28 protein-coding genes and 1 tRNA gene are annotated in these 25016 nt (G+C 69.0%); 16 read left to right on the top strand and 13 right to left on the bottom strand.

The genetic code is table 11. The features are described from left to right. The first annotated feature begins 39 nt into the window (after nt 1-39). Nucleotides 40-1179, top strand: coding sequence for a LacI family DNA-binding transcriptional regulator (locus ACQPYZ_RS01170; protein ID WP_433164335.1), 1140 nt, complete (start codon nt 40-42; stop codon nt 1177-1179). Here the strand turns inward: ACQPYZ_RS01170 and ACQPYZ_RS01165 are convergent. Next, nucleotides 1159-1848 (bottom strand): TetR/AcrR family transcriptional regulator, encoded by a 690-nt coding sequence (locus ACQPYZ_RS01165; RefSeq protein ID WP_433164334.1) that lies wholly within the window; start codon nt 1846-1848, stop codon nt 1159-1161. The genes ACQPYZ_RS01170 and ACQPYZ_RS01165 overlap by 21 nt on opposite strands. A gap of 99 nt (nt 1849-1947) precedes the next feature. Between ACQPYZ_RS01165 and ACQPYZ_RS01160 the strand changes: the two genes are divergently transcribed. The 4 genes from ACQPYZ_RS01160 (at nt 1948) to ACQPYZ_RS01145 (ending at nt 5522) form a co-directional block, all read left to right on the top strand. After that, a complete protein-coding gene (locus ACQPYZ_RS01160) occupies nt 1948-2751 on the top strand; it encodes an alpha/beta fold hydrolase (RefSeq protein ID WP_433164331.1) in 804 nt (267 codons plus the stop codon). A 1-nt stretch (nt 2752) separates the two neighbouring features. Next, nucleotides 2753-3316: a dihydrofolate reductase family protein gene (locus ACQPYZ_RS01155; RefSeq protein ID WP_433164329.1), complete on the top strand. Its 564-nt coding sequence runs from the start codon at nt 2753-2755 to the stop codon at nt 3314-3316. Nucleotides 3317-3433: 117 nt separating this feature from the next. Further along, the gene (locus ACQPYZ_RS01150) at nt 3434-4906 is read left to right on the top strand and encodes a hypothetical protein (RefSeq protein ID WP_433164327.1); all 1473 of its coding nucleotides are present in this window, start codon (nt 3434-3436) and stop codon (nt 4904-4906) included. A gap of 67 nt (nt 4907-4973) precedes the next feature. Beyond that, on the top strand, nt 4974-5522 hold the full coding sequence (locus tag ACQPYZ_RS01145; protein WP_433164325.1) for a DUF4240 domain-containing protein: 549 nt from the start codon (nt 4974-4976) through the stop codon (nt 5520-5522). Here the strand turns inward: ACQPYZ_RS01145 and ACQPYZ_RS01140 are convergent, their stop codons facing one another. The 3 genes from ACQPYZ_RS01140 to ACQPYZ_RS01130 are packed head-to-tail and all read right to left on the bottom strand — an operon-like array spanning nt 5523 to nt 7867. After that, nucleotides 5523-6221, bottom strand: coding sequence for a hypothetical protein (locus tag ACQPYZ_RS01140; RefSeq protein ID WP_433164323.1), 699 nt, complete (start codon nt 6219-6221; stop codon nt 5523-5525). A gap of 36 nt (nt 6222-6257) precedes the next feature. Continuing rightward, nucleotides 6258-7499, bottom strand: a complete 1242-nt coding sequence (locus tag ACQPYZ_RS01135) for an RNA polymerase sigma factor (protein ID WP_433164320.1) — start codon at nt 7497-7499, stop codon at nt 6258-6260. Next, nucleotides 7496-7867, bottom strand: coding sequence for a YciI family protein (locus ACQPYZ_RS01130; RefSeq protein ID WP_433164319.1), 372 nt, complete (start codon nt 7865-7867; stop codon nt 7496-7498). The genes ACQPYZ_RS01135 and ACQPYZ_RS01130 overlap by 4 nt, the downstream gene beginning before the upstream one ends. Nucleotides 7868-8058: 191 nt before the next feature. Here ACQPYZ_RS01130 and ACQPYZ_RS01125 point away from each other — a divergent pair, with 191 nt between their 5' ends. Further along, a complete protein-coding gene (locus tag ACQPYZ_RS01125; RefSeq protein ID WP_165949299.1) occupies nt 8059-8214 on the top strand; it encodes a DUF6131 family protein in 156 nt (51 codons plus the stop codon). Between the two features lie 73 nt (nt 8215-8287). Beyond that, nucleotides 8288-8599 carry a YciI family protein gene (locus ACQPYZ_RS01120; protein ID WP_433164318.1) on the top strand — a complete coding sequence of 104 codons (312 nt, stop codon included), beginning with the start codon at nt 8288-8290 and terminating at the stop codon, nt 8597-8599. On the opposite strand, the gene ACQPYZ_RS01115 is transcribed toward ACQPYZ_RS01120, so the two are convergent. Continuing rightward, the gene (locus ACQPYZ_RS01115) at nt 8600-9127 is read right to left on the bottom strand and encodes an ester cyclase (protein WP_433164316.1); all 528 of its coding nucleotides are present in this window, start codon (nt 9125-9127) and stop codon (nt 8600-8602) included. It abuts the gene before it with no gap. 54 nt (nt 9128-9181) lie between these two features. Between ACQPYZ_RS01115 and ACQPYZ_RS01110 the strand changes: the two genes are divergently transcribed. Both ACQPYZ_RS01110 and ACQPYZ_RS01105 read left to right on the top strand, forming a co-directional pair. After that, nucleotides 9182-9817 carry a TetR/AcrR family transcriptional regulator gene (locus ACQPYZ_RS01110; RefSeq protein WP_433164314.1) on the top strand — a complete coding sequence of 212 codons (636 nt, stop codon included), beginning with the start codon at nt 9182-9184 and terminating at the stop codon, nt 9815-9817. A gap of 243 nt (nt 9818-10060) precedes the next feature. Next, nucleotides 10061-10987, top strand: coding sequence for an SH3 domain-containing protein (locus ACQPYZ_RS01105; protein WP_433164312.1), 927 nt, complete (start codon nt 10061-10063; stop codon nt 10985-10987). 75 nt (nt 10988-11062) lie between these two features. Here ACQPYZ_RS01105 and ACQPYZ_RS01100 read toward each other — a convergent pair whose 3' ends face one another. After that, nucleotides 11063-12331, bottom strand: a complete 1269-nt coding sequence (locus tag ACQPYZ_RS01100; protein ID WP_433164310.1) for an FAD-binding oxidoreductase — start codon at nt 12329-12331, stop codon at nt 11063-11065. An 84-nt stretch (nt 12332-12415) separates the two neighbouring features. Between ACQPYZ_RS01100 and ACQPYZ_RS01095 the strand changes: the two genes are divergently transcribed. Further along, complete coding sequence (locus ACQPYZ_RS01095; RefSeq protein WP_433164308.1) at nt 12416-13222, top strand: phosphotransferase family protein; 807 nt, start codon at nt 12416-12418, stop codon at nt 13220-13222. Here the strand turns inward: ACQPYZ_RS01095 and sigJ are convergent. Continuing rightward, a complete protein-coding gene (gene sigJ / locus ACQPYZ_RS01090; protein ID WP_433164306.1) occupies nt 13170-14048 on the bottom strand; it encodes an RNA polymerase sigma factor SigJ in 879 nt (292 codons plus the stop codon). The two genes, ACQPYZ_RS01095 and sigJ, sit on opposite strands and share 53 nt — an antisense overlap. Before the next feature lie 114 nt (nt 14049-14162). Between sigJ and ACQPYZ_RS01085 the strand changes: the two genes are divergently transcribed. The 4 genes from ACQPYZ_RS01085 (at nt 14163) to ACQPYZ_RS01070 (ending at nt 17594) form a co-directional block, all read left to right on the top strand. Then, on the top strand, nt 14163-14957 hold the full coding sequence (locus tag ACQPYZ_RS01085) for a glycoside hydrolase family 16 protein (RefSeq protein WP_433164303.1): 795 nt from the start codon (nt 14163-14165) through the stop codon (nt 14955-14957). Nucleotides 14958-15103: 146 nt separating this feature from the next. Further along, nucleotides 15104-16150, top strand: coding sequence for an anthranilate phosphoribosyltransferase (gene trpD / locus ACQPYZ_RS01080; RefSeq protein ID WP_433164300.1), 1047 nt, complete (start codon nt 15104-15106; stop codon nt 16148-16150). Then, nucleotides 16150-17103 (top strand): sigma-70 family RNA polymerase sigma factor, encoded by a 954-nt coding sequence (locus tag ACQPYZ_RS01075; RefSeq protein ID WP_433164299.1) that lies wholly within the window; start codon nt 16150-16152, stop codon nt 17101-17103. Before trpD ends, ACQPYZ_RS01075 begins: the two co-directional genes overlap by 1 nt. A 74-nt stretch (nt 17104-17177) precedes the next feature. Further along, the gene (locus tag ACQPYZ_RS01070; protein ID WP_433164298.1) at nt 17178-17594 is read left to right on the top strand and encodes a nuclear transport factor 2 family protein; all 417 of its coding nucleotides are present in this window, start codon (nt 17178-17180) and stop codon (nt 17592-17594) included. Between the two features lie 14 nt (nt 17595-17608). On the opposite strand, the gene ACQPYZ_RS01065 is transcribed toward ACQPYZ_RS01070, so the two are convergent. From ACQPYZ_RS01065 to ACQPYZ_RS01045, 5 genes are all read right to left on the bottom strand, one after another. Next, nucleotides 17609-18250 (bottom strand): alpha/beta fold hydrolase, encoded by a 642-nt coding sequence (locus ACQPYZ_RS01065; protein WP_433164296.1) that lies wholly within the window; start codon nt 18248-18250, stop codon nt 17609-17611. A 167-nt stretch (nt 18251-18417) separates the two neighbouring features. Next, entirely contained in the window at nt 18418-18996 is a 579-nt protein-coding gene (locus ACQPYZ_RS01060; protein ID WP_433164293.1) for a dihydrofolate reductase family protein, read from the bottom strand. A 136-nt stretch (nt 18997-19132) separates the two neighbouring features. After that, complete coding sequence (locus ACQPYZ_RS01055; protein WP_433164290.1) at nt 19133-20350, bottom strand: MFS transporter; 1218 nt, start codon at nt 20348-20350, stop codon at nt 19133-19135. Beyond that, entirely contained in the window at nt 20340-20915 is a 576-nt protein-coding gene (locus ACQPYZ_RS01050) for a helix-turn-helix domain-containing protein (RefSeq protein WP_433164288.1), read from the bottom strand. Before ACQPYZ_RS01050 ends, ACQPYZ_RS01055 begins: the two co-directional genes overlap by 11 nt. A 106-nt stretch (nt 20916-21021) precedes the next feature. Beyond that, nucleotides 21022-21110 (bottom strand) — tRNA-Ser (locus ACQPYZ_RS01045). A gap of 278 nt (nt 21111-21388) precedes the next feature. On the opposite strand from ACQPYZ_RS01045, the gene ACQPYZ_RS01040 reads away from it, so the two are divergent. Further along, the gene (locus ACQPYZ_RS01040; RefSeq protein ID WP_433164286.1) at nt 21389-22624 is read left to right on the top strand and encodes an MFS transporter; all 1236 of its coding nucleotides are present in this window, start codon (nt 21389-21391) and stop codon (nt 22622-22624) included. A gap of 140 nt (nt 22625-22764) precedes the next feature. Further along, entirely contained in the window at nt 22765-23982 is a 1218-nt protein-coding gene (locus tag ACQPYZ_RS01035; protein ID WP_433164285.1) for an MFS transporter, read from the top strand. A 22-nt stretch (nt 23983-24004) separates the two neighbouring features. Here ACQPYZ_RS01035 and ACQPYZ_RS01030 read toward each other — a convergent pair whose 3' ends face one another. After that, nucleotides 24005-24919 carry a phosphotransferase gene (locus ACQPYZ_RS01030; RefSeq protein ID WP_433164282.1) on the bottom strand — a complete coding sequence of 305 codons (915 nt, stop codon included), beginning with the start codon at nt 24917-24919 and terminating at the stop codon, nt 24005-24007. Nucleotides 24920-25016 lie beyond the last annotated feature (97 nt).

Raw genomic sequence — 25016 nt, 5'->3', positions numbered from 1 at the left:
TTTCAAACAGTCCTGGGCCTTTGACGAGGGAGGTCGAGCATGGCAGCGGACGCGGCAGACACCGCCGGCACCGCGTCGACCACCGACCCCGCCCGCCCCGCCAGGTTGTCGTCGGGGTCCGGCCGGAAGGGTCGCGAGCCAGGGCGGCGGCGGAAGGACAAGCAGCACACGGCCGGCGTGAAGGCGGTGGCGGCCGCCGCCGGCGTGTCACTCGGGACCGTCTCGAACGTGCTGAACCGGCCCGAGGTGGTGAGCCCGGTGACGCGCGCGAAGGTCGAGGCGGCGATGGCGTCGCTCGGCTTCGTCCGGAACGAGTCCGCCCGACAGCTCCGCGCCGGCAGCAGCCGGATCCTGGCGTACTTGATGCTCGACGCCGGCAACCCGTTCTTCACCGACGTCGCCAAAGGGGTCGAGGACGCGGCCCGCGCGGCCGGCCTGTCGGTCTTCCTGTGCAACAGCAACGAGGACGCCGACCGCGAGGCCGACTACCTCGACCTGCTCGAGCAGCAACGCGTCCAGGGCGTCCTGATCACCCCGATCGACCAGAACTCCTCCCGACTGCGCAAACTCCCGGCCCGCGGTACGCCGGTCGTCGTGGTCGACCGCGCCCTCGACGACAACGAGCACTGTTCGGTCGCGGTGAACGACGTCCTGGGCGGCGAGCTCGCGATCGCGCACCTGCTCGAGCTCGGGCACGACCGGATCGCGTACGTCGGCGGACCGAACACCATCGGCCAGGTCGTCGACCGCCGCGACGGCGCCCGGCGGGCGTTGACCAAGGCCGGGAAACCCCCGGAGAACCTGATCGAGCTGACCACCGGCGCGCTCACCGTCGCCGAAGGTAGGGGCGCAGGGCAACGACTCGCCGGCCTCCCCGCGGCGCGGCGGCCGACGGCCGCTTTCTGTGCCAACGACCTGCTGGCGCTGGGGCTGCTGCAACAGTGCGTGAGCCTCGGCCTGCGCGTCCCCGACGACGTCGCCATCGTCGGGTACGACGACATCGAGTTCGCCGCCGCGGCCGCCGTACCGCTGACCTCCGTCCGGCAGCCGCGGCAGCTGCTCGGCCGGACCGCCGCGGAGCTGCTCCTGGACGAGTCGTCCAACCCCGACCACGAGCACCAGCGGGTCACGTTCACCCCGGAGCTCGTGGTCCGCACATCAACGCGCGGGGCTGTCTAGTCCATAGGCTGCCAGGAAGACCTCGGTTGCCTGGTCGGCCAGCTTCTCGAATTCGTCCGCGGGCGGCCGCGCCTCGGTGCCGGCGAACATCGCCCGGTTCATCGGCTTGTACATGACCAGCCCCGCGAACTGGTACGCCGCAAGCGTCGGGTCGGCCAGCTCGCGCAGCAGGCCGCGCTCGGTCAACGTGGTCAGCGCCTGCCCGAGCGCCTCCAGCGACCGCTCGAACCCGCTGGTGAACCAGGCCCCGCAGACCTCGGGGAAGCGATCAGCCTCGGCGATCACGAGCCGGCGCAACTGGAGCACGCTGGGATTGGTCAGGCTGTCGAGGAAGTAGTGCGCCAGGTCCCGCAGGGCTCCCCGGGCGTCACTCGAGCGGTCGAGCGCATCGACGTACGCCTGTGTCAGGCCGTCGAGCAACTGGTCGCTGGTGCCGAGGACGATCTCGGCGAACAGGCGCTCCTTGTTCTCGAACTGCTTGTACACGGTCTGCTTGGAGACGCCGGCCTTGGCGGCCACCTCGTCCATGCTCGCGCCGAGGTACCCGTGCTGCAGGAAGGCCTCGGTGGCCGCGGCCAGGATCGCCCGGCGCTTGCGCGGCGTACGCCCCTCACCCTCGACGACGGCCGGCTCCGGCTGCCAGCCGGCGACTCGTTGGCGTTGGTCCACGACGTCCTCCTCTGCGATTCCGAAAATCATACTAGACAGTCCAGTTCTCTTCTGAGTACTGTACGGTCTAGTTCCGAACGACACCACAGGGAGGCACCGATGAGCACCGTGACATCCGCCGACGGTACGACGATCGCGTTCGAGGCGATCGGCACCGGGCAGCCGCTGATCATGACCGACGGCGCGACCGCGCACCGGGCCGTGAATCCGTCGAACGCCGAGGTCGCGAAGCTGCTGAGCGACGAGTTCCGGACGTACGTGTTCGACCGGCGCGGCCGGGGCGAGAGCACCGACACCACGCCGTACGCGATCGAGCGCGAGATCGAGGACCTGGCCGCGCTGATCGAGGACGCCGGACAGTCGGCGATCGTCTTCGGCTGGTCCTCGGGCTGTCTGCTCGCGCTGGACGCCGCGGCGGCCGGCCTGCCGATCAAGGCGCTGGCGCTGTTCGAGCCGCCGGTCGTGGTCGACGACAGCCGTCCGCCGCTGCCGACCGACTACGTCGAGCGGCTGGAGGCCAGTGTCGCCGCCGGCCGCCCGGAGGAGGCGGTCGAGCTCTTCATGACCGCGGCCGCTCTCATGCCGCCCGAGTTCGTCGAGATGATGCGCGGGACGCCGATCTGGACCGGGGTCGAGCAGGTCGCCGGGACGATCGCGTACGACGGTCGCATCATGGGCACGACGATGTCGGGCAACCCGCTGCCGACCGACCGCTGGGCCGCCGTCGACGTGCCCGTCCTGGTGATGCACGGCGACAACACCCCGCCGTACCTGAAGACCGGACCCGCGGCGGTGGCCGAGCTGCTGCCGACCGCCCGGCTGCTGCCTGTCACGGGTGAGAACCACAACGTCGAGCCGCCCGTGCTGGCGCCGGTGCTGCGGCAGTTCGCGAAGGAGCTGTGACATGGGAACGATCGTGGTGACCGCCTTCAGCTCGCTCGACGGCGTCGTCGAGGCGCCCGGCGGGGAGGACTTCAAGTACCCGAACTGGAGCTTCGAGTTCGACCGCGGCGAGGAGGGCGAGAAGTTCAAGGAGGACGAGGCGTTCGCGGCCGAGGCGCTGCTGATCGGCCGCCGGACCTACGAGGGCTTCGCCTCCGCGTGGCCGAATTACGAGGGCGAGCTGGCCGACAAGTACAACAGCATGCCGAAGTACGTCGTCTCCAGCACGCTGACCGACCCGACGTGGACCAACACCCACGTGCTGACCGGCGACGTCCGCGACGAGGTGGCGAAACTCAAGGCCGACGTGGCCGGTGAGATCCAGGTCCCCGGCAGCATCCGGCTCGCCCAGACCCTGATCGCCGCCGACCTGGTCGACGAGCTCCACCTGATGACGTTCCCCGTCATCCTCGGCACCGGCCGCAAGCTCTTCACCGAGACCCCCGACAGAACCACCTGGCGCCTCACCACCACCCGAACCGTCGGCGAAGGCGTCCTGATCACCACATTCCACCGCACCCGCTGAGACGAGGTCTGGTCTTCACGTTGCGTGACGAGAGGCGTATGGTGCCGGTTTCAACGGGCTATGACAGAAGTACGGACCTTTGGGGGGTCTGTTGGGTAGTGCCCGTGGGGGGAACAAATGGCAGAGGAAACCTGGCATCAGGCACGTCTCATCCCGACGTCGGGGATCAACGGTGCAGACGAACAGGAGCGGCGAGCGACGTCGGCGCTGCTTGCGGTGATGTCATCCGTCCGCGAGTTCGGCCGTGTGCTGACCCAGCCGCTGGGAGCACCGTCCGCCCCGCTGGAGACGTACATCGAGGTGCCTTTCAACCTGGGCGAGCGCCGTCTCTATCCGGATGGGCTGGTCCGCGCTCGCCGGGGACAGAGGCAATGGACGGCGCTGATCGAGGTGAAGACCGGCGTCAACGAGCTGGGTGTCGAGCAACTTGAGGCCTATCTCGACATCGCACGTGAGCAGGACTTCGACGCCGTCATCACCATCTCCAACGAGATCCCGGCGATCGCAGGCCTGCACCCGACCAAAGTCGACAAGCGGAAACTCAAACGCGTTGCTCTGCATCACTGGTCGTGGTCGATGGTGCTGGCAGAGGCCGTGTTGCAGAAGGAACACCGCGGCGTCGCCGATCCCGACCAGGCCTGGATTCTCGGCGAGCTGATCCGTTACCTCGAGCATCCGAGGTCCGGCGCGCTGCAGTTCGACGACATGGGAGCTTCCTGGGTGGCGACCCGCGAGGCCGTTGCTTCAGGGACACTTCGGAGCGGAGACAAGTGTGCTCCGGAGGTAGCCGGCAGGTTCGACGCGCTGCTGAGGTATGTCAGCCTGCAACTAGGCCGCAAACTCGGGGACGACGTGACGCCTGCGTTAAGTCGGAAGGAATTGGCGGACCCTGCGCTCCGCTCACAGGCGTTGGTGCAGTCAATGTGTGCGAACGGGACCATGCAGGGCGCGATCAACATCCCGAACGCAGTCGGCCCACTGGTCGTGACGGCGGACCTGCGTGCCGGCACGGTGACATGTCACGTAGACGTCGCAGCCCCTCGTGAGGGACGGTCCACGACCAGGGTCAACTGGCTGGTGCGGCAATTACGGCACGCCCCAGACACTGCGCGAATCGAGGCCTTCGTCATGCACTCGCGCGGCGCGGGTACGGCGGAACTGCTGCGCACCGTCCGCGACCAGCCGACCGTACTGATCGAAGACCCGAAGAAGGAACTGCGCGCCTTCCGGGTTGCCCTGGGAACGCCGCTTGGCACAAAGCGCGGCCGTGGCCGGGGATCCTTCATCGACTCCATCGAGACTGCGATCGACTCGTTCTACGGCAACGTCGTACAGGACCTGCGGGCCTGGACCGCCGTTCCGCCGCGGCTCCGCGAGGCGCCGGTACAGCCTGACGAGCCGGCCGCGCTGACCTCAACAGCACTCTCGTCACAGGACGGCGCCGAGGCCGAGGCACGCTCGGCCACACTGACGGCCAATGATGTTGTGTTGCCTGGATCGATCTCATCGAACGTCAGCACCGACCCAGCGGAAGTCACCCGAGATGAGCCCGCTGCAGAGCATGACGTGCGGCTCTCCGGTCTCGGGTGAACCATCGAACTCAAATCAGCTCGAATCAGCGCTCCACAGGCGGGTTCGCCGGTGAGACGCTGTGAGGGTGGACAGGGATGGGTTCTGGGGATTGGTCGAGGATGCGCGTGGTGGGGTGGATGACACCGTCGCGGATCCGGACGGGGTAGCGGACGCGCTGACCAAGCTGCTGGGTGGGCTGGAGGCCGAGGAGATCGCGGGGTTCGGGGTCGAGCTCGCGCGGTTGCAGGTCGAGTCGTACCGGTGGGACCTGTGGGCGGCGGCGTACCTGATCAACTCGGGGGCCTCGGAGGACGGGTTCGACTCGTTCCGGGGCTGGCTGGTCGCGCAGGGCCGGGAGGTCTGGGAGGCGGCGCTGGCCGACCCCGACTCACTGGCCGACGTGGTCGACGAGGACAGGCCGGAAGGCTTCGAGGGGTTCGACGGCGAGGGGCTGCTGCACGTCGGCAGCCACGCGTACAAGAACGTCACCGGCGACGAGGCGGCGTACTGGAAGGCGGTCGACGCCGAGGCGCCGGACACGCCGGACCTGCCGGCCGGGGAGGAGATCGACTTCGACGACGAGGACGACCTGCACATCCACCTCCCCCGGCTGGCCACGCTCTACCTGGACTGATCAGCCCGGTTCGCCGCTGAGGCGTTCGATGGCGGCGCGGAGGCGGCGGCGCCAGGCCGGCTGCCCGGCCTCCTCGTCGGCAGCGGCCAGGCTGACCAGGTGCTGGGCCATCTCGAAGCCCTCCGCGGTCCGCGCCTCCAGGTCGGTCACCGCGGCCTGATCGATCGCCATGGCCTGCTCGACCGCCGACTCGGGCTCGTCGTGGTCGAGCTCGATCCGGCGACTGGTCCAGCCGAACCCGTCCGGCACGAGCAGCTCGGGCACCAGCGACTCGTGGCTGAGCGACGTCAGCTCCTTGTCCCCGTTCCCGATGCTGAAGATCGTCGTACCACGCCGCCGTACGTCGCTGATCCGCTCGAGCAGCGTGTCCGCCGGGTCGTCCTCGGCCACCACCAGCAACGACTCGCCCCGGCCCGCGTCGCGCAGCCGGTCCAGGCCGATCGAGAGGTGCGGCGGCGCGTCCGGCGGCGGCGACCAGCGGATCAGGGACGGCCGGACGGACTCGATGCCGGCCCGGTGCAGCTCGTCGTCCAGGTGGGCGGTCAGGTGCCACGGCTCGTCGTCGGCGGGCCCGAACAGCATCAGGCCCCCGGTCCGCGTGGTGAACCGGCGGAGCGAGTGGGCGAACTCCGTCGTCCGGCTGCCGAGCTCGGTGCCGGTCAGCATCCCGCGGAGGAGCGAGGCCCTGGTGAGATCCACACGTCCAACCTGACACACCGCGGGGTGCACCGCGACTCAGGCCAGCCGGTCCGCCTTCGACTGCAGGTAGTCGCGCTCTGGAACACTCGTCGTCCGGCGGGCCGCCAGCAGGTAGCTCTCGCGTGCGCCTGCGCTGTCCCCCGACATCTCGAGCAGGTGGGCCCGCACGGCCTCCAGCCGGTGGTGGCCGGCCAGGCGGCCGTCGGACTCGAGTGGCTCGAGTACGGCGAGGCCCTCTTTCGGACCGGTCGCCATCGCCACCGCGACCGCGTGGTTGAGCTTCACCATCGGGTTGTCGACCATCTGCTCGAGTACCTCGTACAGAGCGACGATCTGCCGCCAGTCCGTGGCTTCAGCCCGCTCGGCCGTGTCGTGTACGGCGGCGATGGCTGCCTGCACCTGGTAAGGCCCGAGCTGCGTGCGCGCCAGTGCCTCGGTCACCAGCGCCTCACCCTCGACGATGGTGTCCTTGTTCCACTTCGACCGGTCCTGCTCGGCCAGTGGGACCAGTGCACCGTCCGGACCGGTACGGGCGGGTCGCCGCGCGTCCGTCAGCAGCATGAGCGCCAGCAACCCGGCCACCTCGCCGTCGTCCGGCAGCAGCTTGCGCACACCGCGTACTAGCCGGATCGCCTCGGTGGTGAGCTCCGCGCTGTGCAACGACGTACCCGACGAGGCTGTGTAGCCCTCGTTGAAGATCAGGTAGAGGACGTGCAGTACGGCGCCCATCCGCTCGTCCCGCTCGGCCTCGGGTGGCAGCTCGAACGTACTGCCCGCCTGCTTGATACTGCGCTTCGCCCGGCTGATGCGCTGCGCCATCGTTGCCTCCGGCACCAGGAACGCGGCCGCGATCTGGGCGGTGGTCAGACCGCCGACGGCCCGCAGGGTGAGCGCGATCTGGGAGGCCGGCGACAACGCCGGATGGCAGCACAGGAAGAGCAACGTCAGGGTGTCGTCCCGCCCGCCCGGATCGTCGATGTCCGGGCCCGAGGCAACGAACTCCTCGGGCGCGGCCAGCTGGGCGGCGTTCTCCTCGCGCCGGCGCCGGGCCGACTCGCTGCGGAGCAGATCGGTCAGCCGGCGCGACCCGACGCGGATCAGCCAGCCGCGCGGATTGTCCGGGACGCCCTCGTCCGGCCACTGCTGAGTGGCCGCGAGCAGTGCCTCCTGGACAGCCTCCTCGGCCAGGTCGAAGTGCCCGTAGTGCCGGACCAGCGCGCTCAGCACCTGCGGCGCCTGCTCCCGCAGCAGCAGCTCGAGGTCCGCGGGGAGACTCACATCTCCAGCCCGGACGTGTCCATCACCGGCCGCACCTCGACGGCGACGTACTTCGCGTCCGGCATCCGCGCCGCGTAACCGATCGCCTGGTCGATGTCGTCGCACTCGACCAGGTAGAACCCGGCCAGGTGCTCCTTGGCCTCGGCGTACGGACCGTCGGTGGTCGTGGTCGTGTCGTCACGGACCGAGACCGTCCGGCTGGTGATGGGGTCGGCCAGTCCGGCCGCACTGACCAGGAGGCCCTGCTCGCTCAGCTCGCGACTCAGGTCCTCGTGCGCCCGGGTCAGGCCGTCGCGTTGCTCCGCGGACAGGCTCGCCCAGCTGTCGGGGTTGCTGTAGATCAGCAGCACGTACTTCACAGGCACCATCCTGACGCTCCCGGAGGCCGCTGTGACCCCCTCTCGCCCGGTACGTCGGAACGAGTGGCCGACTTTCGACAGAGCGTCAACGAGGCCGGAGAAGGTCAAACACTTGTTGGAGGTTTGCCTTCTCCGGAGTGGGCACCAGATACCTGCGGCCGCCACCCCTCCGCCCGGCGGCCCCTTGAGAAGGAGGCTTCATGCTCATCCTCGGACTGATCCTGTTGGTCCTGGGTCTCGTGCTGAACATCTCGATCCTGTGGACGCTCGGCATCATCATCCTGATCGTGGGTGCCGTGCTGTTCCTGCTCGGATCGACCGGCCGCGCGGTCGGCGGACGACGACATTGGTACTGATTCACCAGAGACCTCAGAACCCCGCGGGCCCGTCCCGCGGGGTTCTGTCCGTTCAGCTGGCTACCGTGTGCTCATGAAGTACGTCGTGATGATCTACGGGGCGGACGCCGCCCGCCGCCTGCCCGCGGTCAAGGCCGAGTTCGCCCCGACCGGCGAGCTGGTCAGCGCCGAGGAGCTCCAGGTCCCGGCCGAGGGCCGGATCGTCCGGATCCGCGATGACGGGCAGACGGTCACCGCCGGTCCCTTCGTCCCGGCCGACCACCAGGTGTCCGGCATCGTCCTGATCGACGTGGCCGACGACGCCCGCGCCGAAGCCGTCGCCGCCCGGATCTCCGCGCTCGTCGGCGACCGCGTGGAGCTCCGCGGCACCCTGATCAGCGCCTGATCAGCGGCTGACGGCGGCGCGCTTCGCCCGGGACTTCGCGCGCGCCATCCGGACCAGGTACGCCGGCGTCGGCGGAACCCAGCCGAGCTGCTTGGCCTGGCCGAGGTCGTCGCGGTTCGCCCAGTGCTCGATCACCTGGCCGTCCTGGATGCGCAGCCAGTGCGACTGCGTGATCGCGAACGTCTTCCCGGTCGGCGGGAACACCGTGTCCACGCCGTCTCCGTCGTACACCGCGAACGGCGCGACGTGCCGGCCACTCATGGTCGAGTTGATCGCCACCAGATTGCCGTCGGCAACGACGTGGTGGATCTCGTACGCCAGGCCTTCGAACGCGGTCCGCAGCCAGAGTGCGGTCGCGTAGAACCCGGCCGGTCCGCCGACGCGGCACTCCGGGGGCTCGACCTCGCCCTCCCGGTTGACCGCCTCCGGGTGCACCAGCGCGTCGAAGTCGGCCCGGTCGCCGTCGGCCATGATCCGGATGCTGCGGACGGCCAACTCGCTCGCCGACACGCCTGCCGTGGTGTTCATGTCTCCCCCTAGAATTCGATACAGTGAACCTGTATCTAAACCATGGGACCGGTGATGGCAGAAGTCAAGAGGCAGTACGACGCGTCCGGCCGGCGTGAGCGGGCCCGGCAGCGGCGACGGGACGTCGTGGTCGCCGCCCGGGAGCTGTTCGAGACGCACGGCTTCCAGGGCACGACCATCACCGCGGTGGCCCGGCACGCCGGCGTCTCGGCCGAGAGCATCTACAAGGGGTTCGGCACCAAGGCCGCGCTGGCCAAAGCCGTGTTCGACTTCGTCATCGCCGGCGACGACGAGCCCGTGCCGATGGCCGAGCGCCCGGAAGCCAGGGCGATCCAGGCCGAGCCCGACGTACGGCGGAAGATCGCGCTGTACGTGGACGGCCTGAAGGTCCGGCAGGAGCGGTCGGCCCGCGTCCAGCTCATGATCCGGGACGGCCGGCACCACGACGAGACGCTGCGGGAGACCTGGGAGACCCTGCTGACCGAGCGGCTCACCGGCATGACGATGTTCGCCCGCCACCTGGTGGACTCCGGCGGACTGCGGGCCGGGATCACGGTCGAGGAGGTCGCCGACGTGCTCTGGACCTGCATCGCGGTCGAGCAGTACGAGCTCCTCGTGCTGCACCGCGGCTGGTCGCTCGAGCGGTACACCACCTGGATCGGGCGGACGATCGGTGACTCTGTGTGCTGAAACAACAGCACGAAATTGCACCGATCGTTTGATCTCGGATGGATAACTTCCGGATAGCGGGCGGATTACGCCCTGTTCCCCGTTTCCATGTTCGTAATGCGTTAAGAGTGCGGGTCGATTGCGAACCTTTGGGCGATGTGTGCTTGACTCCTCCGGTCGATAACGGTTTGGTCTCGGCAGATTGGGTGAGCAGTGGCTGCAGGACGGCATAGACAGGCGCGGCACCGTCAACCGCGCCCGAAGGTGATCCAGCCCGGCATCGCGAAGGTGGCGATCCCCGGCGCGGCGGTGGCCCTGGTCGCCACCGGCTCGGCAGCCGCACTTCCCGACCACGAGGTCAAGCTCGACACCCCGATCGCCAGCTCGTCCCTGCAGCTGGCGCGCGAGTCGGCCATCAGCCGCGACGCCCTCCGTCCCCCGCTGAAGGTCACGCCGCCGGCACCGAAGCCGAAGCCGAAGGCCGCCGCTCCGACGGCGAAGCACCTGAAGAAGCAGGCGCCGATCCCGAAGCCCGCCGCCCCCAAGACCCGGGCGGCCGCGAAGGCGGCGACCCCGCCGAAGGTCACGGGTTCGAAGTACACCACCACCGACCTGAACGTCTGGTCCGTGCCGGTCGCCGGCACCCTGCTGGACGTCATCCCGACGGGCACGAAGGTCTCGGTCACGGGCAAGGTGGACGGCATCTGGGCCGAGATCGTCCGCGACGACAAGTCCCGGTGGGTCAAGGCGCAGTACCTGTCCGCCACCAAGCCGGTCGCGAAGACCGCGGCGAGCACCGCGAACACCATCTCGCAGGCCGCCTGCAAGTCCGGCTCGGACGTCGAGGACGGGCTGTCCCAGGACGCGATCCGGGTGCACCGGGCCGTCTGCGCGAAGTTCCCGAACATCACGTCGTACGGCGGGCTCCGCCCCGGCGACAGCGGCTCCGAGCACTCCAGCGGCCGCGCGCTCGACATCATGGTCAGCGGCGCCGAGGGCAAGGAGGTCGCCGAGTGGCTGAAGGCGAACTACAAGAAGCTCGGGATCAGTGAGCTGATCTACCAGCAGCAGATCTGGACCGTCCAGCGCAGCTCCGACGGCTGGCGCGGGATGGAGGACCGCGGCAGCGCGACCGCGAACCACTATGACCACGTGCACGTGTCCGTCTACGGCAACGAAGGCACCGTCTAGACCCCGTCGGCCCTCCGCTGACGCTCCGAGCGACCCCGGCCCTCCGGAACCTGAGGGCCGGGGTCGCTCACTTTGTCAGGGCTTGAGGTTGGCGTTCAGGTGGAAGAAGTTCGCCGGGTCGTAGGCCCGCTTCACCTGGCGCAGCCGCTGCAGGTCGGCCGGCGCGTACGCCGTGTCCGCGCGGCCCGGGTCGCCGAGGAAGTTCACGAACGTGCGGCCGGAGTTCGGCAGGTGCGGCATCTCCCGGTCGACGATCAGCGAGTACGACGCACCGCGGTGGCCGACCGGGCCGGCGCCGGGACCGGGATGGGCCATCGCGCCACCCCAATGCCGGATCTCCACCGTCGGGGCGTTCTCGTCCGTGGTCAGCGCCTCGATCAGGGTGTCGGGCAGCTCGTCCAGGAAGTCCAGGTGCCGGGCGGGTGTCCCGCCCATCGCGGCGTCGGCGTACTCGATCGTCCGGAGTTCACCGGCCAACCGCGGTCCCGCGACCTCGAACAACGGCTTCAGCAGGTGCTCGGCGACGTCGGCGGCACCGGCGTACATGACCTTGATCGCGACCGCGCGGCGGCCGTCGTCGAGCTTGGTGAGGACGACGGCGGTGCTCAGCTCGTTCGGGACCGTCGTCGTCCACTCGCGGTAGCGGCGGAGGATGTCGGCGGCCCGGTCGATGCCGTAGTACGCGATGCCGGCGTGCACCTGGCGGACCGGGTACAGCCGGAACTCGAGCGAGGTGACGATGCCGAAGTTGCCGGTCCCGCCGCGGATCGCCCAGAACAGGTCCGGGTGGTGGTCGGTGCTCGCGGTGACGAACCGGCCGTCGGCCGTGACGACCTCGGCGCGGATCACGCTGTCGGCCGCGAACCCGTACTTCCGCGCGAGCCAACCGACTCCGCCGCCGAGCGTGTAGCCGGTGACGCCGACGTCGCGGTGCGATCCCGACAGCGGCGCCAGGCCGAACTGCCGCGCCGCGTCGAGCACCGCGCCCCAGCGCGCCCCCGGCCCGACCTTCGCGATCCGGCGCTCCGGGTCGATCAGCACCGACGCCATCGCGGTCGTCTTCACCAGGATGCCGCCGTCGGCCGGGACCCGGGTGCCGTGCCCGGTCGCCTGCACCGCGATCGGTACGCCGTACGCCCGCGCCGTCCGGACTGCCGCCTGCACATCCGTCCGCGCAAACGCCTCGACCACGACCAACGGCCGCGAATCCACCGTCGGAATCACAGACTTCCGCTGAACGTCGTACTCCGCCTCACCCGGCCGCCGGATCACCCCGTTGAACCCGGCCCCCAACAGCCCCGCCACCACGTCACTCGTCTCCGGAGCAACCGTCTGCGTAGTCATCCTCACCACTCCCTCGCTGTCCGCATCTACCGATACGTCGAGCAAGACCCCCCGTTCTTGACACACCCCCCAAACTTTTTTCGCATGAGCCCCACCCACGCGGTCTCGGTCGACGGTCAGGTCCTGCGGAAGCAGTACGTCGATTGGACCCGCAACGAGCCCGTCCGAGAGTGGACGGCCCTGCACCTGGTCTCCCGGCACGCACCGGATCTCGTCCCGGCCCCGCTCGGCAAGACCTGGGCGGATGGCGGCGTACCGACGTCGGGAGTCGCTGTCTCGATGACCGTCGTCCCCGGTGCTGCACTCAGCGGCTCGCTCACCGAACCGCAGCTGGACGCCCTCGCCGACGCGCTCCGAACGCTCTGGTCGATCCCGCCCGGCAGCCTTGCCCCGATCGACCTTCCAGCGCTCGACGAACGCGTCCGCACCGGCCTCACCACGCTCCGGGACGTGCCCGGCGTGATCGGCTCGGCGGCGCGGACCTGGCTGGAGACCGGGTGCGAGTTGGTCGACGTACAGGATCCGGTGATCGGGCACGGTGATCCGAACCTGGAGAACTACCTCTGGGACGGCGAACGCGTGCGGATCGTCGACTTCGAGGACGCCGGCCGTGGCGACCTGGCGGTCGAGCTGGCGAATCTGGTCGAGCATCTGTCCGGACGCCGTACGGACTGGACCGGCTTCGCCGACCGGTTCGCGGTCGACCTGGACCGGTTTCACACCGCTCGGTGCCTGTGGGCCGCCTTCTGGCTCACATTGGTCGGACCGGGCGGGCCAAGTGCCGCGCGCAACCCTCCCGGTACGGCGGAAGCCCAGGCCGGGAGGGTCTTGGCGCTGCTCAGGCGGGGAGGGGGAGGTGGGCGAGGCGGTCGGGGTCGGCGAGGATGTTGATTTCGGTGATCTTGTCGTCGGTGATCGTGAGGTCCATGACGCCCATCAGGCGGCCGTTGACGATGGTGACGGCGCCGGGGCGGCCGTTGACCAAGGTGAGCTGAGTGTGCGGGGACATGCGGCTGAAGAGCAGGGCCTGCTCGACCACGGCCCGGGCGCCGTGGACCAGCTTGGACACCGCGGGGCCGGCGACCACCGCGGTCGCCGCGCCGGCGTCGGCACGCAGTACGACGTCCGGATCGAGCAGCGCGAGCAGCGCCTCGAAGTCACCACCGCGAGACGCGGCCAGGAACGCGTTCACGATCTCCCGCTGCCGTCCCGCATCGCCGTCACCGGCCGGCCGGCCCTGGACCCGCCGCCGCGCCCGGCTGGCCAGCTGCCGGGTCGCCGCCGGCGACCTGTCCACGATCGTCGCGATCTCGTCGAAACTGACGCCGAACAGGTCGTGCAGCACGAACGCCAGCCGCTCCGCCGGCGCCAGCGTCTCCAGTACGACGAGCAGCGCGAGCCCGATCGCATCCGTCTGGACCGCCTGCTCCTCCGGACCCGGACCACTGTCCTCACGCGTCACGATCGGATCCGGCACGAAGTCCTCACGCCGTGACTTGCGACTGCGCAGAACGTCCAGGCACACGCGCGACACGACCGTGGTCAGCCAGCCGCCCAGATTGCCGACCGAACTCACGTCCGACCGGCTCAGCCGCAGCCACGCCTCCTGCACCGCGTCCTCGGCCTCCGCGAGCGACCCGAGCATCCGGTACGCCACCGCCCGCAGGTGTCCCCGGTGCTGCTCGAACTGCCGCGCTAGCTGGTCGTGCTCGTCCACTGGTCCCAGTCTCCCGTCGTACTCCGTCATCTCTCTGACGGACCGCGGCACCATCATGTGACAGCCGCGAGGTCGTGGATGTGGCCGGGCCAGGTTGTGCCCCATGATGGGGTCATGGCTGAGACCCGTGGTGATCTGGTCTTCGAGGACGCGTTCGACGGCTCCACGCTGGACCTGTCCGTCTGGTCGCCGTACTACCTGCCGCAGTGGAGTTCGCGGCAGGCGGCAGCGGCGACGTACTCGGTGGGTGACTCCTGCCTGACGCTCAGCATCCCGACCGAGCAGGGGCTGTGGTGCGCCGGCGACCACAAGCCGGACCTGCGCGTCTCCGGGATCCAGTCGGGCAACTACTCCGGCCCGGTGGGGAGCACGGTCGGCCAGCAGCCGTTCCGCGACGGCCAGGTCGTCCTCGAGGAGCAGGAGCCGTTCTGGGGCTGGACGCCGCACGGCGGGTACGTCGAGCTGCGCGCCCGGGCCGAGATCAGTCCGCGGTCGATGGTGTCGCTGTGGATGGTCGGGCTCGAGGACCAGCCGGAGCGCTGTGGCGAGATCTGCGTGATGGAGGTCTTCGGCGACGCGATCGTCCCCGGTGAGTCGACCGCGGTCGGCATGGGCCTGAAGACGATCCGCGACCCCGCCGTACCGCAGGACTTCGAGGCGGTGCCGCTGCCGATCGATCTGGCCGACTTCCACACCTACGCGGTCGAGTGGACCGGCAGCGAGGCGGCGTTCTTCGTCGACGGCACCGAGATCCGCAGTTGCCAGGGCGCACCGGCGTACCCGCTGCAGCTCATGCTCGCCGTGTTCGACTTCCCTGAGCAGAGCAACGGTGACGACGACCACCTGGTGCCGACGTTCACCGTCGACCACATCCGCGGATGGAACGTTGCGGAGGAGCTCGTCGCCTGACTAGGGTCACTGCCATGTCCCTGAGCGCCGGAAGCTGGTGGGCCGTCGAGTAGACGGTCCTGCTTCCGCGTACCCACCCGGCCGTCTCCTGCGAGGCGGCCGTTGTGATGCCTCCTCGTGGGCGGCCCAGCACCCGAGGATTGCCGATGGCAACAACACTCCGGACCTGGTCCGGGCTCATCTCCGCGCTCCTGGCCGGCTCCGACCTGACCGCCGCGGACACCGCCTGGGCGATGGACCAACTGGTCCTCGGCGACGCCTCACCCGCACAGATTTCGGGCTTCCTGATCGCACTCCGCGCCAAGGGCGAGACGGCCGAGGAGGTCGCCGGGCTGGCCTCGGTACTGCGTTCGCACGCGACGCCGGTGCGGATCGGCGGACCGTTCGTCGACATCGTCGGGACGGGAGGCGACCGGACCGGCGCCGTGAACATCTCCACGATGGCCGCCGTCGTCGCGGCGTCCACCGGCGTCACCGTGGTCAAGCACGGTGGACGCGCCGCATCGTCGTCCGCCGGGGGCTCCGCCGACCTGGTCGAGCACTTGGGTGTGCCGCTCGACCTGTCGGCGGACGACGCCGCACGCGTCGCTGCGGACGTCGGGCTGACCTATCTGTTCGCTCCCCGCTTCAACCCGGCGCTGCGGCACGTTGCCGTCGTACGACGGGAGCTGGCGGTGCCGACGGCGTTCAACGTGCTCGCACCCTTGCTGAACCCGGCAGATCCTCAGCACCAACTGGTGGGGGTAGCGAACCCAGCCATGCAGCCCGTCATCGCACGCGCCTTGGCTGCGCAGGGCCGGTCTGCTCTGGTCGCACGTGGCGATGACGGGCTGGACAAGCTCACCACCACCGGGCCCTCGCGGGTGTGGGTCGTGCATGGCGGCACCGCTACCGAGGTGGTGTTCGACCCGCGGTCGCTCGGACTCGCTCCGGCGTCACTGGCCGAGCTACGCGGTGGTGATGCCGCCTTCAACGCCCGGGTACTACGCGGTCTGGTCGACGGCGAGCGTGGTCCGGTGCGGGACGTCGTACTGCTGAACGCGGCGGCCGCACTCGTCACTCTGGACCTCGGGAAGGGGCTGCTGCTGGAGCAGCTTGCAGAGGCGCTGGAGCGGTGCCGACGGGCTGTGGACAGCGGCGACACCACGGCAACGCTGGAACGCTGGGCCGGTCACTCGTTAGCGTTCAGGTGATGCGTGAGCTGCTCGACGCCGCCAAGAGCGGGGATGAGGACGCCTTCGGACAGCTGGTGGGGCCGTGGCGTGGGGAGCTGCATGCTCATTGCTACCGCATGCTCGGCTCCGACTCCGACGCCGAGGACGCCGTCCAGGAGACGCTCCTGCGCGCCTGGAGTGGTCTCGACCGGTATGAGGACCGCGGGTCGATCCGGGCCTGGCTCTACAAGATCGCCACCAACCGCTGCCTCACCCTGATCGAGAAGCGCGGCAAGCGCGAGCTGCCGACCGATCTGGGCGCCGAGTACGACGCCGAGTGGGTGGAGCCGTATCCGACGAGCCGGCTGGCGTGGACCGCCGAACTGTCGCCGGAAGCTCGAGTGGTGGCGCTCGAGTCGGTCGAGTTGGCGTTCGTGGCGACGCTCCAGCACCTGTCCGCACTGCAGCGTGCAGTGCTGCTGCTGCGCGACGTACTGGCGTTCGCCGCCCGTGAGGTCGCCGAGCTGCTGGAAACCTCAGTTGCCGCGGTCAACAGTGCTCTGCAGCGGGCCCGCTCGGTGCTGAGCTCGTTGCGACCGACACAGCAGGAGACTCTGCGTGACCTGGGCGAGTCGGCCCAGCGTGACCTGGTACGGCGGTACATGGCCGCGTGGGAGGCCGGGAACGTCGACGCGATCGTCGCGATGCTCGCGGACGACGCAAGGTACTCGATGCCGCCGCTGCTGCAGTGGTTCTCGGGCCGGCCCGGGATCCGGCAGTTCCTGCTGGACGGTCCGCTGCGGGAAAAGTGGCGGTTCCTGCCGGCCCGGGCGAACGGGCAGTTGGCGTTCGGGACGTACCTGTGGGACGTCGACCGGTACGTGCCGTCCGGGCTCGACGTGATCGTCGTCCGCGGGTCGCAGATCGTCGAGGTGGTGTCGTTCCTGGAGGCGGACTTCGAGTCGTTCGGGCTGCCGGAGGAAGTCTTCTGACGTCTCCGCGATGAGTTTCCGCCTGGTGCCGGGGTTCTACCGGTGACGAATCTCTCGCAGATTAGGACGGACGCATGACGAACGAACAGGAAGTCCGCACGCTCATCGAGAACTGGGTCACCGCTGTCCACGCCGGTGACCTGGACACGGTCCTGGCCGACCACGCGCCGGACATCGTGATGTTCGACGTACCCCCGCCGTACGACGGGGTGCGCGGGATGGACGCCTACCGCGACACCTGGCCCGGGTTCTTCGAGTGGCAACGCTCAGGGGCGTCCTTCGAGCTGGAGTCGTTGGACGTGACCGCGGGTGCCGACGTCGCGTTCGCGTTCGCGCTGCTGCGGTGCGGGACCCCGGACGAGTTCGCGGCCAAGCCGGACCAGCGTCTCCGGCTGACGATCGGATTACGCCGGATCGACGGCCGTTGGACCGTCACCCACGAACACCATTCCTTCCCCCACGACGACGTACCGGCGTCCGCTCAACGCTAGTTCTCGAGTACCTCTCAGAGTACTAGGCGCAGGACGGTTTCGGCTATCTGGTCCGGGCAGCGGAGGGCGGGGAAGTGGTCAGCTTCGGGCAGCCAGATGAACTCTGCGCTGGGAATTCGGGCTGTGGCGGCGCCGGCTGCGGCGGCGACGATGGGCCGGTCCTTGGCGCCGGCCATCACCACGGTCGGGGCCTGGATCTCGTGCAGGTGGTCGTAGACCGGCGGGTCCTTCCGCAGGTAGTCGTCCTGGTCCAACCACGCGGGTACGGCGGCCTCCAGCTGAGCCACCGCGGCCTCGTCGGCTCCGGCCCCGGCCGACAGCCGCAGGCCCAGCTGCACGAGTCCATCCACGTCCCGCGCTTCGACGAGCGCCTCGAACTCCGCGTCGAGCTCCGGCTCGTCCGGATACGGGAACCCGCTGACCAGAGGACACAGCAGCACGAGCGCCCGTACTCGCTCCGGATCGTCCACCGCGAGCCGCAACGCCGTGTCCCCACCCAGGCTGCACCCGACCAGCACCACCTGCTCGAGCCCTAGCTGGTCCAGCACACTCACCAGATCGCCGACCAGCGAGAACTCCGTCTTCGGCGGCGCGGACCGTCCGTACCCGCGTACGTCGTACCGCACCACCCGATGCCTCTCGACCAACCGAGGCATCACCGGATCCCACCCGCGCGAATCCCCGACCGCCGAGTGCAACAGAATCACGGGCACTCCCGGCCCCGCCACGTGCTCAGCCCAGATCTCACCACCACCAACAGGCACCTGCAGCTCCATGCCCCCACCCTGACACCTCCCGGCGCGCTGATGGGTCGTGGGGCGCGTCAGGCGTGCAGGGTCGGGCGGTAGATGAGCTCCTGGGTGTGGCCGTCGAGCGTGCGGCTCTCGAGCAACTCGAGGTCGAAGTCGTCCGCACCGCCGAAGACCGGGTCCACACCGGTCCGACCGCAGATCACCGGGAACACAGTCACCTGGACGCGGTCGACCAGACCGGCCGCCAGCAGTGCCCGGTTCAACGACAGACTCCCGTGCGACCGCAGCGGTACGTCGGACTCCGCCTTCAGCCGCCGTACGATCTCCGCCGCGTCACCCCTCGCCAGCGTCGCGTCCGGCCAGTCGAGCGGCCCTTCCAGCGTGTTCGACACCACCGTCGCCGGCAACTCCCGCATCCGCATGGCCCACGCGTCCTGCACCTCGTCCCCCTCGGCACTCGCGGCCAACATCTCCGCATGCACCCGGTACGTCGTACCGCCGAACACCATCCGATGCTCCCCGCCGTACAACTCGGCCCGCCGCTCCAGCAACTCAGGCCCCTGCTTCCCCCAGTAACCACCCCAGTCCCCCGAGTGCGACCCAAACCCATCAAGAGTGGAGAAAACGTCGAACGTATACGTCGCAGTCATCACGCGCTCCTAAACCAACGGCACCCCCAACAGGCGCCTCTACCCACCCCACGAACAACCCACCCCAAAATCCGACACCGGTCCCAAACCTTCAACTGACGGTGGTGTTCTTGGCGCAGCAGCTCTGAGGCAAATGCTAGAGCTCAGAGCCGCGCACGGATTTGGTCGTGGCGATCAGCGCCGCGAGCAGGCAGACCAGCGCGCACCCGGCGAAGAAGACGCCTGTTCCCCAGACGGCCGCAACCAAGCCGATGACCGGGTACAGAAGTGGACTTAGGCCCAAGGTGGAGAGGGAGGTCACCGAACCAACTCTGCCGAGGTAGCGGGGATCGGTCTTGTGTTGCAGTAGAGCGTTGCCGATCGCCGACGCGGCACCGCTGACCGTTCCGAGTACAGCTGAACCGACAATCAGCATGCCGGCGGTGGTGACCTGCCCCAAGGCGCCGATCAGAACGGCGGTCGCCAGCAGGGAGCACACGAGTACGACGCCTGCCCGCCGGATGCGAGTCAGAGCTGTGAGCAGAATCCCGGCGACCGCACCTCCAAGGCTGAACGCACTGAGCGTCCATCCGAGGACGTCCGCGGCCCAGTGGCGTTCGGCGATCAGCAGGACCAGACCGACTCCGACTGGACCGCTGAAGCACAACTCGCCCAGCCCAACCACTACAACCAGCCGGGTCAGGTGACGGTTTCGCCGTACGTGCCGCAACCCGTCCTTGAGATCGGCGAATGGGGAGTCTGTAGACCCCACGCCGGGTTGAATCGGATTCAGGCGTACCGCAAGCAGAAGACCAATGGACAGGCTGAACAGCAAGCCGGCCAAGCCGAACCCCGCGGACACTCCTGCGGCGGTCAACACGATCGCCGCAATCATCGGACCAACCGCATTGCTGAGCCGGACCGCCAGCAGCCGCAGCCCTTGAACCCGCCCGAGCTGGCCCGGATCGGTGAGCCGGCCGGCGAGCGCCCCAACCGCAGGCATGAACAATGCGTCGATCACACCGAAGACCAGCGCAACGGCGAACAGCATCGACATCCCGGCCGTCTGGAACTGCATCAGCGCGGCAGCGCCGAACACGATCAGGCAGCGCGCGAGATCGCTGCCAATCACCACGCGGCGCGGTCCATACCGATCGGCGATCACCCCGCCGGCCAGCATCAGCACCGCTCGGGGAATGGCTGCGACGGCCAACACTGCGCCGACCTGGGCAGGCCCGGCCATCCGCGTTGCCGCCCAGGACAAGGTCAGGAAGAAGACAACGTCGCCGCTCACAGACGCGGTGTAGGCCGCCGTCCAGCGCAGGACGTTGCGATCCCGGTAGGCGACTGCGGGAACAGCACCGCTAATCGGCATCGTCCAGCTCTAACAGCGGAAAGGCGTGCAACTGGAGAGCTACCGGCACGCCCGCACCATCGCCTCGGTCGCGATACTTCTTGATCACCGCAGCCAGCTCGGACTTCGCCTCGTTGAGCTCTTCCGGCGTCAGCCGCAGCGTGTAATTGCTGAACATGGACGCCTCGTACCACTCATCCGGCAGTAGCGGCGCTGTGTAGGCGAGCCGACGTAACTGCTCGCTGTACGCGAGCACCACCGCATGTAGGTACGCCCGGCTGTCCTGTCGCTCGTCGGGACCGCTGTCCGCAGGCTGATGCACCGACGACCGATGCCGAGCCCGCCACCAGCGGTCGCGCCGGTTACCGCGCTCGAGGTCCTCCTCGATCAGACCTCCGTCTGCCAACCGCCGCAGGTGATAGCTCGCTGCACCCGAGTCGATCTCGTAGTGCGCCGCGAGCTGCCGCGCAGTCGCAGGACCGCGCTGCCGGAGGTGCTCCAACAGGGTCAACCGCATCGGATGAGCCAGCACCCGCAGGGTCGCTGCATCCAAGACGATGTCACCCGACGGCACCTGATCGCTCATCGCCCCAGCCTAACCCAGAAGAGTCCTTCGCGAAGACTTCTTCCTGATTGGCTGGAGCTTGGCGCGCTGGCAGGGTTTTCGCAGGTCAGAGGCCACTTTCCCAAGGCGGAGGGTGTGGGATTCGAACCCACGAGGACGGTCACCCGCCCTACCGGTTTTCAAGACCAGCGCACTCGGCCGCTATGCGAACCCTCCTGGCGACGTGGTCGCCGAGCGTCGAGGATAGCGCGGTGGGGTGGGTGCGGCCGAACGGGAGTGCGGCGGCGGGGACGGAACTGTAGGGTCGGCGGAGAGGCGGACGGGCCGCCTGGAATCGCGGACGGAGGTGAGGGCAATGTCTCGGTCGTTCGAGGACATGGCACGCACCATCCGGTCGGCGCGCTGACCAGCACCTGATCAGCGGCTGACCACCCGCCGGCGCCGGAGCGGCGCCGGTTGTCAGGTTGTCCCGTCATGCCCTCTGGAGATTCCGTATGCGATCCCTCCGTACGTCGCTGCTGCCGCCCGAGCTCGGCCCCGACTTCCGCAAGATCTGGCCGGCCGCGATCATCTCGAACCTCGGCGACGGCGCGATGCTTGCCGCCGGCCCGTTGCTGGTCGCCTCGATCACCCGTGAACCGGCCGCCGTCGGCGCGGCCGCGTTCGTCCAGCAGCTGCCGTGGCTGTTGTTCGCCCTGTTCAGCGGCGCTCTCGTCGACCGGCTCGACCGCCGGCTGATGATCGTTGCCGCCGACATCTTCCGTGCCATCGTCCTCGGTGCGCTCGGCGTCGCCGTACTCCTGGACACCTCACCCCTGTGGGCGGTCTACGCCGCGCTCTTCCTGCTCGGTACGGCGGAGACGCTGGCCGACAACGCGTCCGGTGCGTTGCTGGTCAGTGCCGTACCGAAAGATCAGCTGGGTAAGGCGAATGCCCGGCTGTTCGCGACCGGCACGGTCTTGCAGCAGCTCGGCGGTCCACCGCTCGGCGCGTTGCTGTTCGCCGTCGGGGCCGGAGTGCCGCTGGTGTTCGACGCGGTCACCTTCGCCGCGGCGGCTGCGCTGATCGCACGGGTCGCCGTACGCCCGGCACCGCCGGACGGCCCGCCCCGCGCGCTCTGGGCCGAAGTACACGATGGAATCCGCTGGCTGTGGGCGCACGCGGGTGTCCGGACGTTGGCGTGCTCGATCCTCGTCATGAACATCACCTTCTGCGCTGCCTTCGCGACCTGGGTGCTGTACGCGCGCGAGCGCCTCGGGCTGAGCGAGACGCAGTTCGGCCTGCTCGTGTCCGTCGGGGCGATCGGTGGAGTGTTCGGCATGCCGGTGTACCACCTGCTGGAGCCGCGAGTCGGGTCACTGACGCTCCTGCGGGCCGGACTGGTGATCGAGACGACCGTGCACCTGATCCTCGCGCTGACCCGGAGCCCGTGGGTTGTCGGCGCGACCATGGTTGTGTTCGGCGTCCATGCGGTCGTCTGGGGCATCGTGTCGACCACCGCGCGTCAGCTCGCCACACCGGAGCCCCTGATGGGCCGGGTCAACAGCGTCTACCTGCTCGCCTCGGTCGGCGGTGCGGCGATCGGTGCGGGGCTGGGCGGCGTACTGGCGCAGCAGTACGGTCTGGCAGCCCCCTTCGCCATCGCCTTCGTCGCCATGGTCCTGATGACCGTAGTCGCCTGGCGCCCGCTGAGGCACGTGTCGGTACGGCGGGTGCCCGCGGCGGACTGAAAAGGGCTGGGGCTCTCGGCAAAGGCTTGCTAGTGTTTTCGGCCGAGAGCCCCGACTGTAGTCAGGGGAACACCCCTGGTGGAGTGGTCTCGTAGCGACGCTGCGAGTGGGCCGAGTCGATGCGATCGGAGCACTCTGTCATGCCTACAGCCACGTCCCTCGGCCTCCCGAACATCCGCGGCCGCGTCCCCCTGCTCGTCGGCCTGGCGATCGACTCGTTCGGCGGCGGCTGCGCGGGACCACTGCTGCTGCTGTACTTCGTCCGTGTCGCGGATGTCCCCCTCGGTACGGCGGGAACGCTGCTGACCGTGGCGACGCTGTTCTCCATCGCCGCACCGGCCGCGGTCGGCGTGGTGATCGACCGGATCGGGCCGCGCAACCTGGTTGTCGGCTCACAGTTCGCCCAAGGGCTGGCGTTCACCGGATTCTTCTTCGGCCGGTCGCTGTGGCTGCTCTTCCTCTGCGCACTGGTGATGACGTTCGGTCAGCGGGTGTTCTGGTCGTCGGTGTTCAGCCTGCTGTCGGATGTGGCGGACGAGGGCGACCGCGACCGGTGGTTCGGTCTGGGCGGCATGATGCAGGCCGGCGGGTTCGGTCTCGGCGCACTGGCCGCAGGCGCGTTGCTGGCTGTAGGCGGCGACACTCCGTTCCTGATCGCGATGGCACTCAACGCGGCCACGTTCTTCCTGGCCGGACTGCTCCTGCTGCGGCTTCACCCGTCGCACCACCAGCGTGCGGTTCAGGACACCGGTCCAGCGCCACAGTTGCGCAAGGACAAGCCGTTCCTGGTGCTGATCGCCGCCAACACCGTCCTGGCGCTCTGCACGATGCTGCTAGGCGTCGGACTGCCGGTGTACGTCGCTGACGCGCTGCCCGTGCCGCCGTGGCTGGTCGGCGTACTGCTGGCAGCCGTGTCCGTCGTACTGGCGACCGGGCAGACCCTGGTCGTCCAGCACACCGAGAAGCGGCGTCGTACGAACGTACTGATCGTTGCCGGCGTGACGTGGGCGGTGTGGGGCTTGCTGATGGCCTCGCTGCTGCACATCCCGACGTGGCTGGTGGTGCCGGGGCTGATCCTTGCGACGGCGGTGTTCGCGTTCGCCGACGTACTGCACGCGGCGACGTCCAACGCACTGGCCGCCGCGGTCGCGCCGGTGGTGGGGCACGGGAAGTACCTGTCCTACTGGCAGTACTCGTTCACGTTCGCGAGCGTGCTGGCGCCGGCCTTCTTCGCCCAACTCTTCGAGGTGCGGCACGAGTTCCCGTGGCTGGCTCTCACCGTCCTCGCCCTGGCGGCCGCCGCCACCATCCTCACCCTCGACCGAATCCTCCCCCACTCCACCACCCAACGCCGCTGACAGCCGGGCCCTGCCGCCGAAGTCAGCGGATCTCGTTCCAGCGGGCTCCGGTCCAAGGTGGCAGGTCGAGCGAGCGGGAGGCCCAGGTGAGGCAGATGACGGCGATACGTCGAAAGACCCTGCGGAGCCACTCCGGAGCCTCCGTCTCGTGAGCGGCCCGGCGAGCGCACTGACCGGCGATGTGGGCCGCCCAAGGCCCTCCTTCAGGCATCACGTCGAACGGATCCGGGCCGCCTTCGAGCGGCAACGTACTGAGTGCCGAAGCGAGGTCCTGCTGCGGGTTCCCACGAACGGCCTGGGCCCAGTCCACCAGCACCACGCGTTGACCGACGAAACACAGGTTGTCGCTCCGTACGTCGTTGTGCACCAGCGAATCGCCCCCGACCGGGACGTTGCTCTCCGCTTCCACTAGTCCAGCCAGCGCAGCGTTGAACCAGGCCTCGCTGCAAAGGCCGAGCGCCAGGAAGTCCTCCGCCTCACGCTCGATCAACGGCCACTGCGGCCAGAATCCGTCCCGGGCTGACGGAAGGGATGCGGGCGCGGGCAGCTCACCGACCCGGCGCAGTGCCGCGAACAGCAGATCGAACTGACCGGGCTTCCAGGTCACCGGGTCATGGTCGGCCGGCCAATGCGCCGCACGCAGGTCCTCCATGACGAGGACCGGGCGATCGCCGTGCTCGAGCCAGGCCAGCTCCCGAGCGACCAGGTCGCTGTTGGCGCTGGAGACGATCTCATGCTCTGTACGGAGCCCTTTCGCTCCCTCGTCATCGAACGCAGTCTTCACGAAGGCGCTCGAGCCGTCAGCGAAGCCAGCGACGAAAGACGCGGCCGACAGCCCCGCGTGCGGCCGATGCCAGTCAATCGGCTCTTTGCCCAGTGCCGACGCAATCAGCGTGTGCAGCTCCCGCGTCGGATGCCCGTCCTTTGTCAGAGCCATGCTGTGCATCTCCAAGCCGGTTGGATCGTGACTGCTCAGGCCGAAACGTCGCCGATGTCCTGAGATATCACACTGACAAGTCAGGCTTCGTTGCGCG

It is taken from the genome of Kribbella sp. CA-247076 (assembly GCF_050942445.1).
In the GTDB taxonomy this organism is placed as follows: Bacteria; Actinomycetota; Actinomycetes; order Propionibacteriales; family Kribbellaceae; genus Kribbella.
Note: the sequence above shows the minus strand (reverse complement) of the source record. Positions and strands in the feature narration are given on the sequence as shown.

What these genes read in the sequence shown, in the direction of transcription:
- ACQPYZ_RS01095 (WP_433164308.1), top strand. Translation starts at nt 12,416, where the DNA reads ATGAGCCCCACCCACGCGGTCTCGGTCGACGGTCAGGTCCTGCGGAAG.
- ACQPYZ_RS01110 (WP_433164314.1), top strand. Translation starts at nt 9,182, where the DNA reads ATGGCAGAAGTCAAGAGGCAGTACGACGCGTCCGGCCGGCGTGAGCGG.
- ACQPYZ_RS01040 (WP_433164286.1), top strand. Translation starts at nt 21,389, where the DNA reads ATGCGATCCCTCCGTACGTCGCTGCTGCCGCCCGAGCTCGGCCCCGAC.
- ACQPYZ_RS01155 (WP_433164329.1), top strand. Translation starts at nt 2,753, where the DNA reads ATGGGAACGATCGTGGTGACCGCCTTCAGCTCGCTCGACGGCGTCGTC.
- ACQPYZ_RS01100 (WP_433164310.1), bottom strand. Translation starts at nt 12,331, where the DNA reads ATGACTACGCAGACGGTTGCTCCGGAGACGAGTGACGTGGTGGCGGGG.
- ACQPYZ_RS01125 (WP_165949299.1), top strand. Translation starts at nt 8,059, where the DNA reads ATGCTCATCCTCGGACTGATCCTGTTGGTCCTGGGTCTCGTGCTGAAC.
- ACQPYZ_RS01130 (WP_433164319.1), bottom strand. Translation starts at nt 7,867, where the DNA reads ATGGTGCCTGTGAAGTACGTGCTGCTGATCTACAGCAACCCCGACAGC.
- ACQPYZ_RS01070 (WP_433164298.1), top strand. Translation starts at nt 17,178, where the DNA reads ATGACGAACGAACAGGAAGTCCGCACGCTCATCGAGAACTGGGTCACC.
- ACQPYZ_RS01075 (WP_433164299.1), top strand. Translation starts at nt 16,150, where the DNA reads ATGCGTGAGCTGCTCGACGCCGCCAAGAGCGGGGATGAGGACGCCTTC.
- ACQPYZ_RS01120 (WP_433164318.1), top strand. Translation starts at nt 8,288, where the DNA reads ATGAAGTACGTCGTGATGATCTACGGGGCGGACGCCGCCCGCCGCCTG.
- ACQPYZ_RS01170 (WP_433164335.1), top strand. Translation starts at nt 40, where the DNA reads ATGGCAGCGGACGCGGCAGACACCGCCGGCACCGCGTCGACCACCGAC.
- ACQPYZ_RS01055 (WP_433164290.1), bottom strand. Translation starts at nt 20,350, where the DNA reads ATGCCGATTAGCGGTGCTGTTCCCGCAGTCGCCTACCGGGATCGCAAC.
- ACQPYZ_RS01050 (WP_433164288.1), bottom strand. Translation starts at nt 20,915, where the DNA reads ATGAGCGATCAGGTGCCGTCGGGTGACATCGTCTTGGATGCAGCGACC.
- ACQPYZ_RS01035 (WP_433164285.1), top strand. Translation starts at nt 22,765, where the DNA reads ATGCCTACAGCCACGTCCCTCGGCCTCCCGAACATCCGCGGCCGCGTC.
- ACQPYZ_RS01065 (WP_433164296.1), bottom strand. Translation starts at nt 18,250, where the DNA reads ATGCCTCGGTTGGTCGAGAGGCATCGGGTGGTGCGGTACGACGTACGC.
- ACQPYZ_RS01060 (WP_433164293.1), bottom strand. Translation starts at nt 18,996, where the DNA reads ATGACTGCGACGTATACGTTCGACGTTTTCTCCACTCTTGATGGGTTT.
- ACQPYZ_RS01160 (WP_433164331.1), top strand. Translation starts at nt 1,948, where the DNA reads ATGAGCACCGTGACATCCGCCGACGGTACGACGATCGCGTTCGAGGCG.
- ACQPYZ_RS01150 (WP_433164327.1), top strand. Translation starts at nt 3,434, where the DNA reads ATGGCAGAGGAAACCTGGCATCAGGCACGTCTCATCCCGACGTCGGGG.
- trpD (WP_433164300.1), top strand. Translation starts at nt 15,104, where the DNA reads ATGGCAACAACACTCCGGACCTGGTCCGGGCTCATCTCCGCGCTCCTG.
- ACQPYZ_RS01085 (WP_433164303.1), top strand. Translation starts at nt 14,163, where the DNA reads ATGGCTGAGACCCGTGGTGATCTGGTCTTCGAGGACGCGTTCGACGGC.
- ACQPYZ_RS01030 (WP_433164282.1), bottom strand. Translation starts at nt 24,919, where the DNA reads ATGGCTCTGACAAAGGACGGGCATCCGACGCGGGAGCTGCACACGCTG.
- ACQPYZ_RS01115 (WP_433164316.1), bottom strand. Translation starts at nt 9,127, where the DNA reads ATGAACACCACGGCAGGCGTGTCGGCGAGCGAGTTGGCCGTCCGCAGC.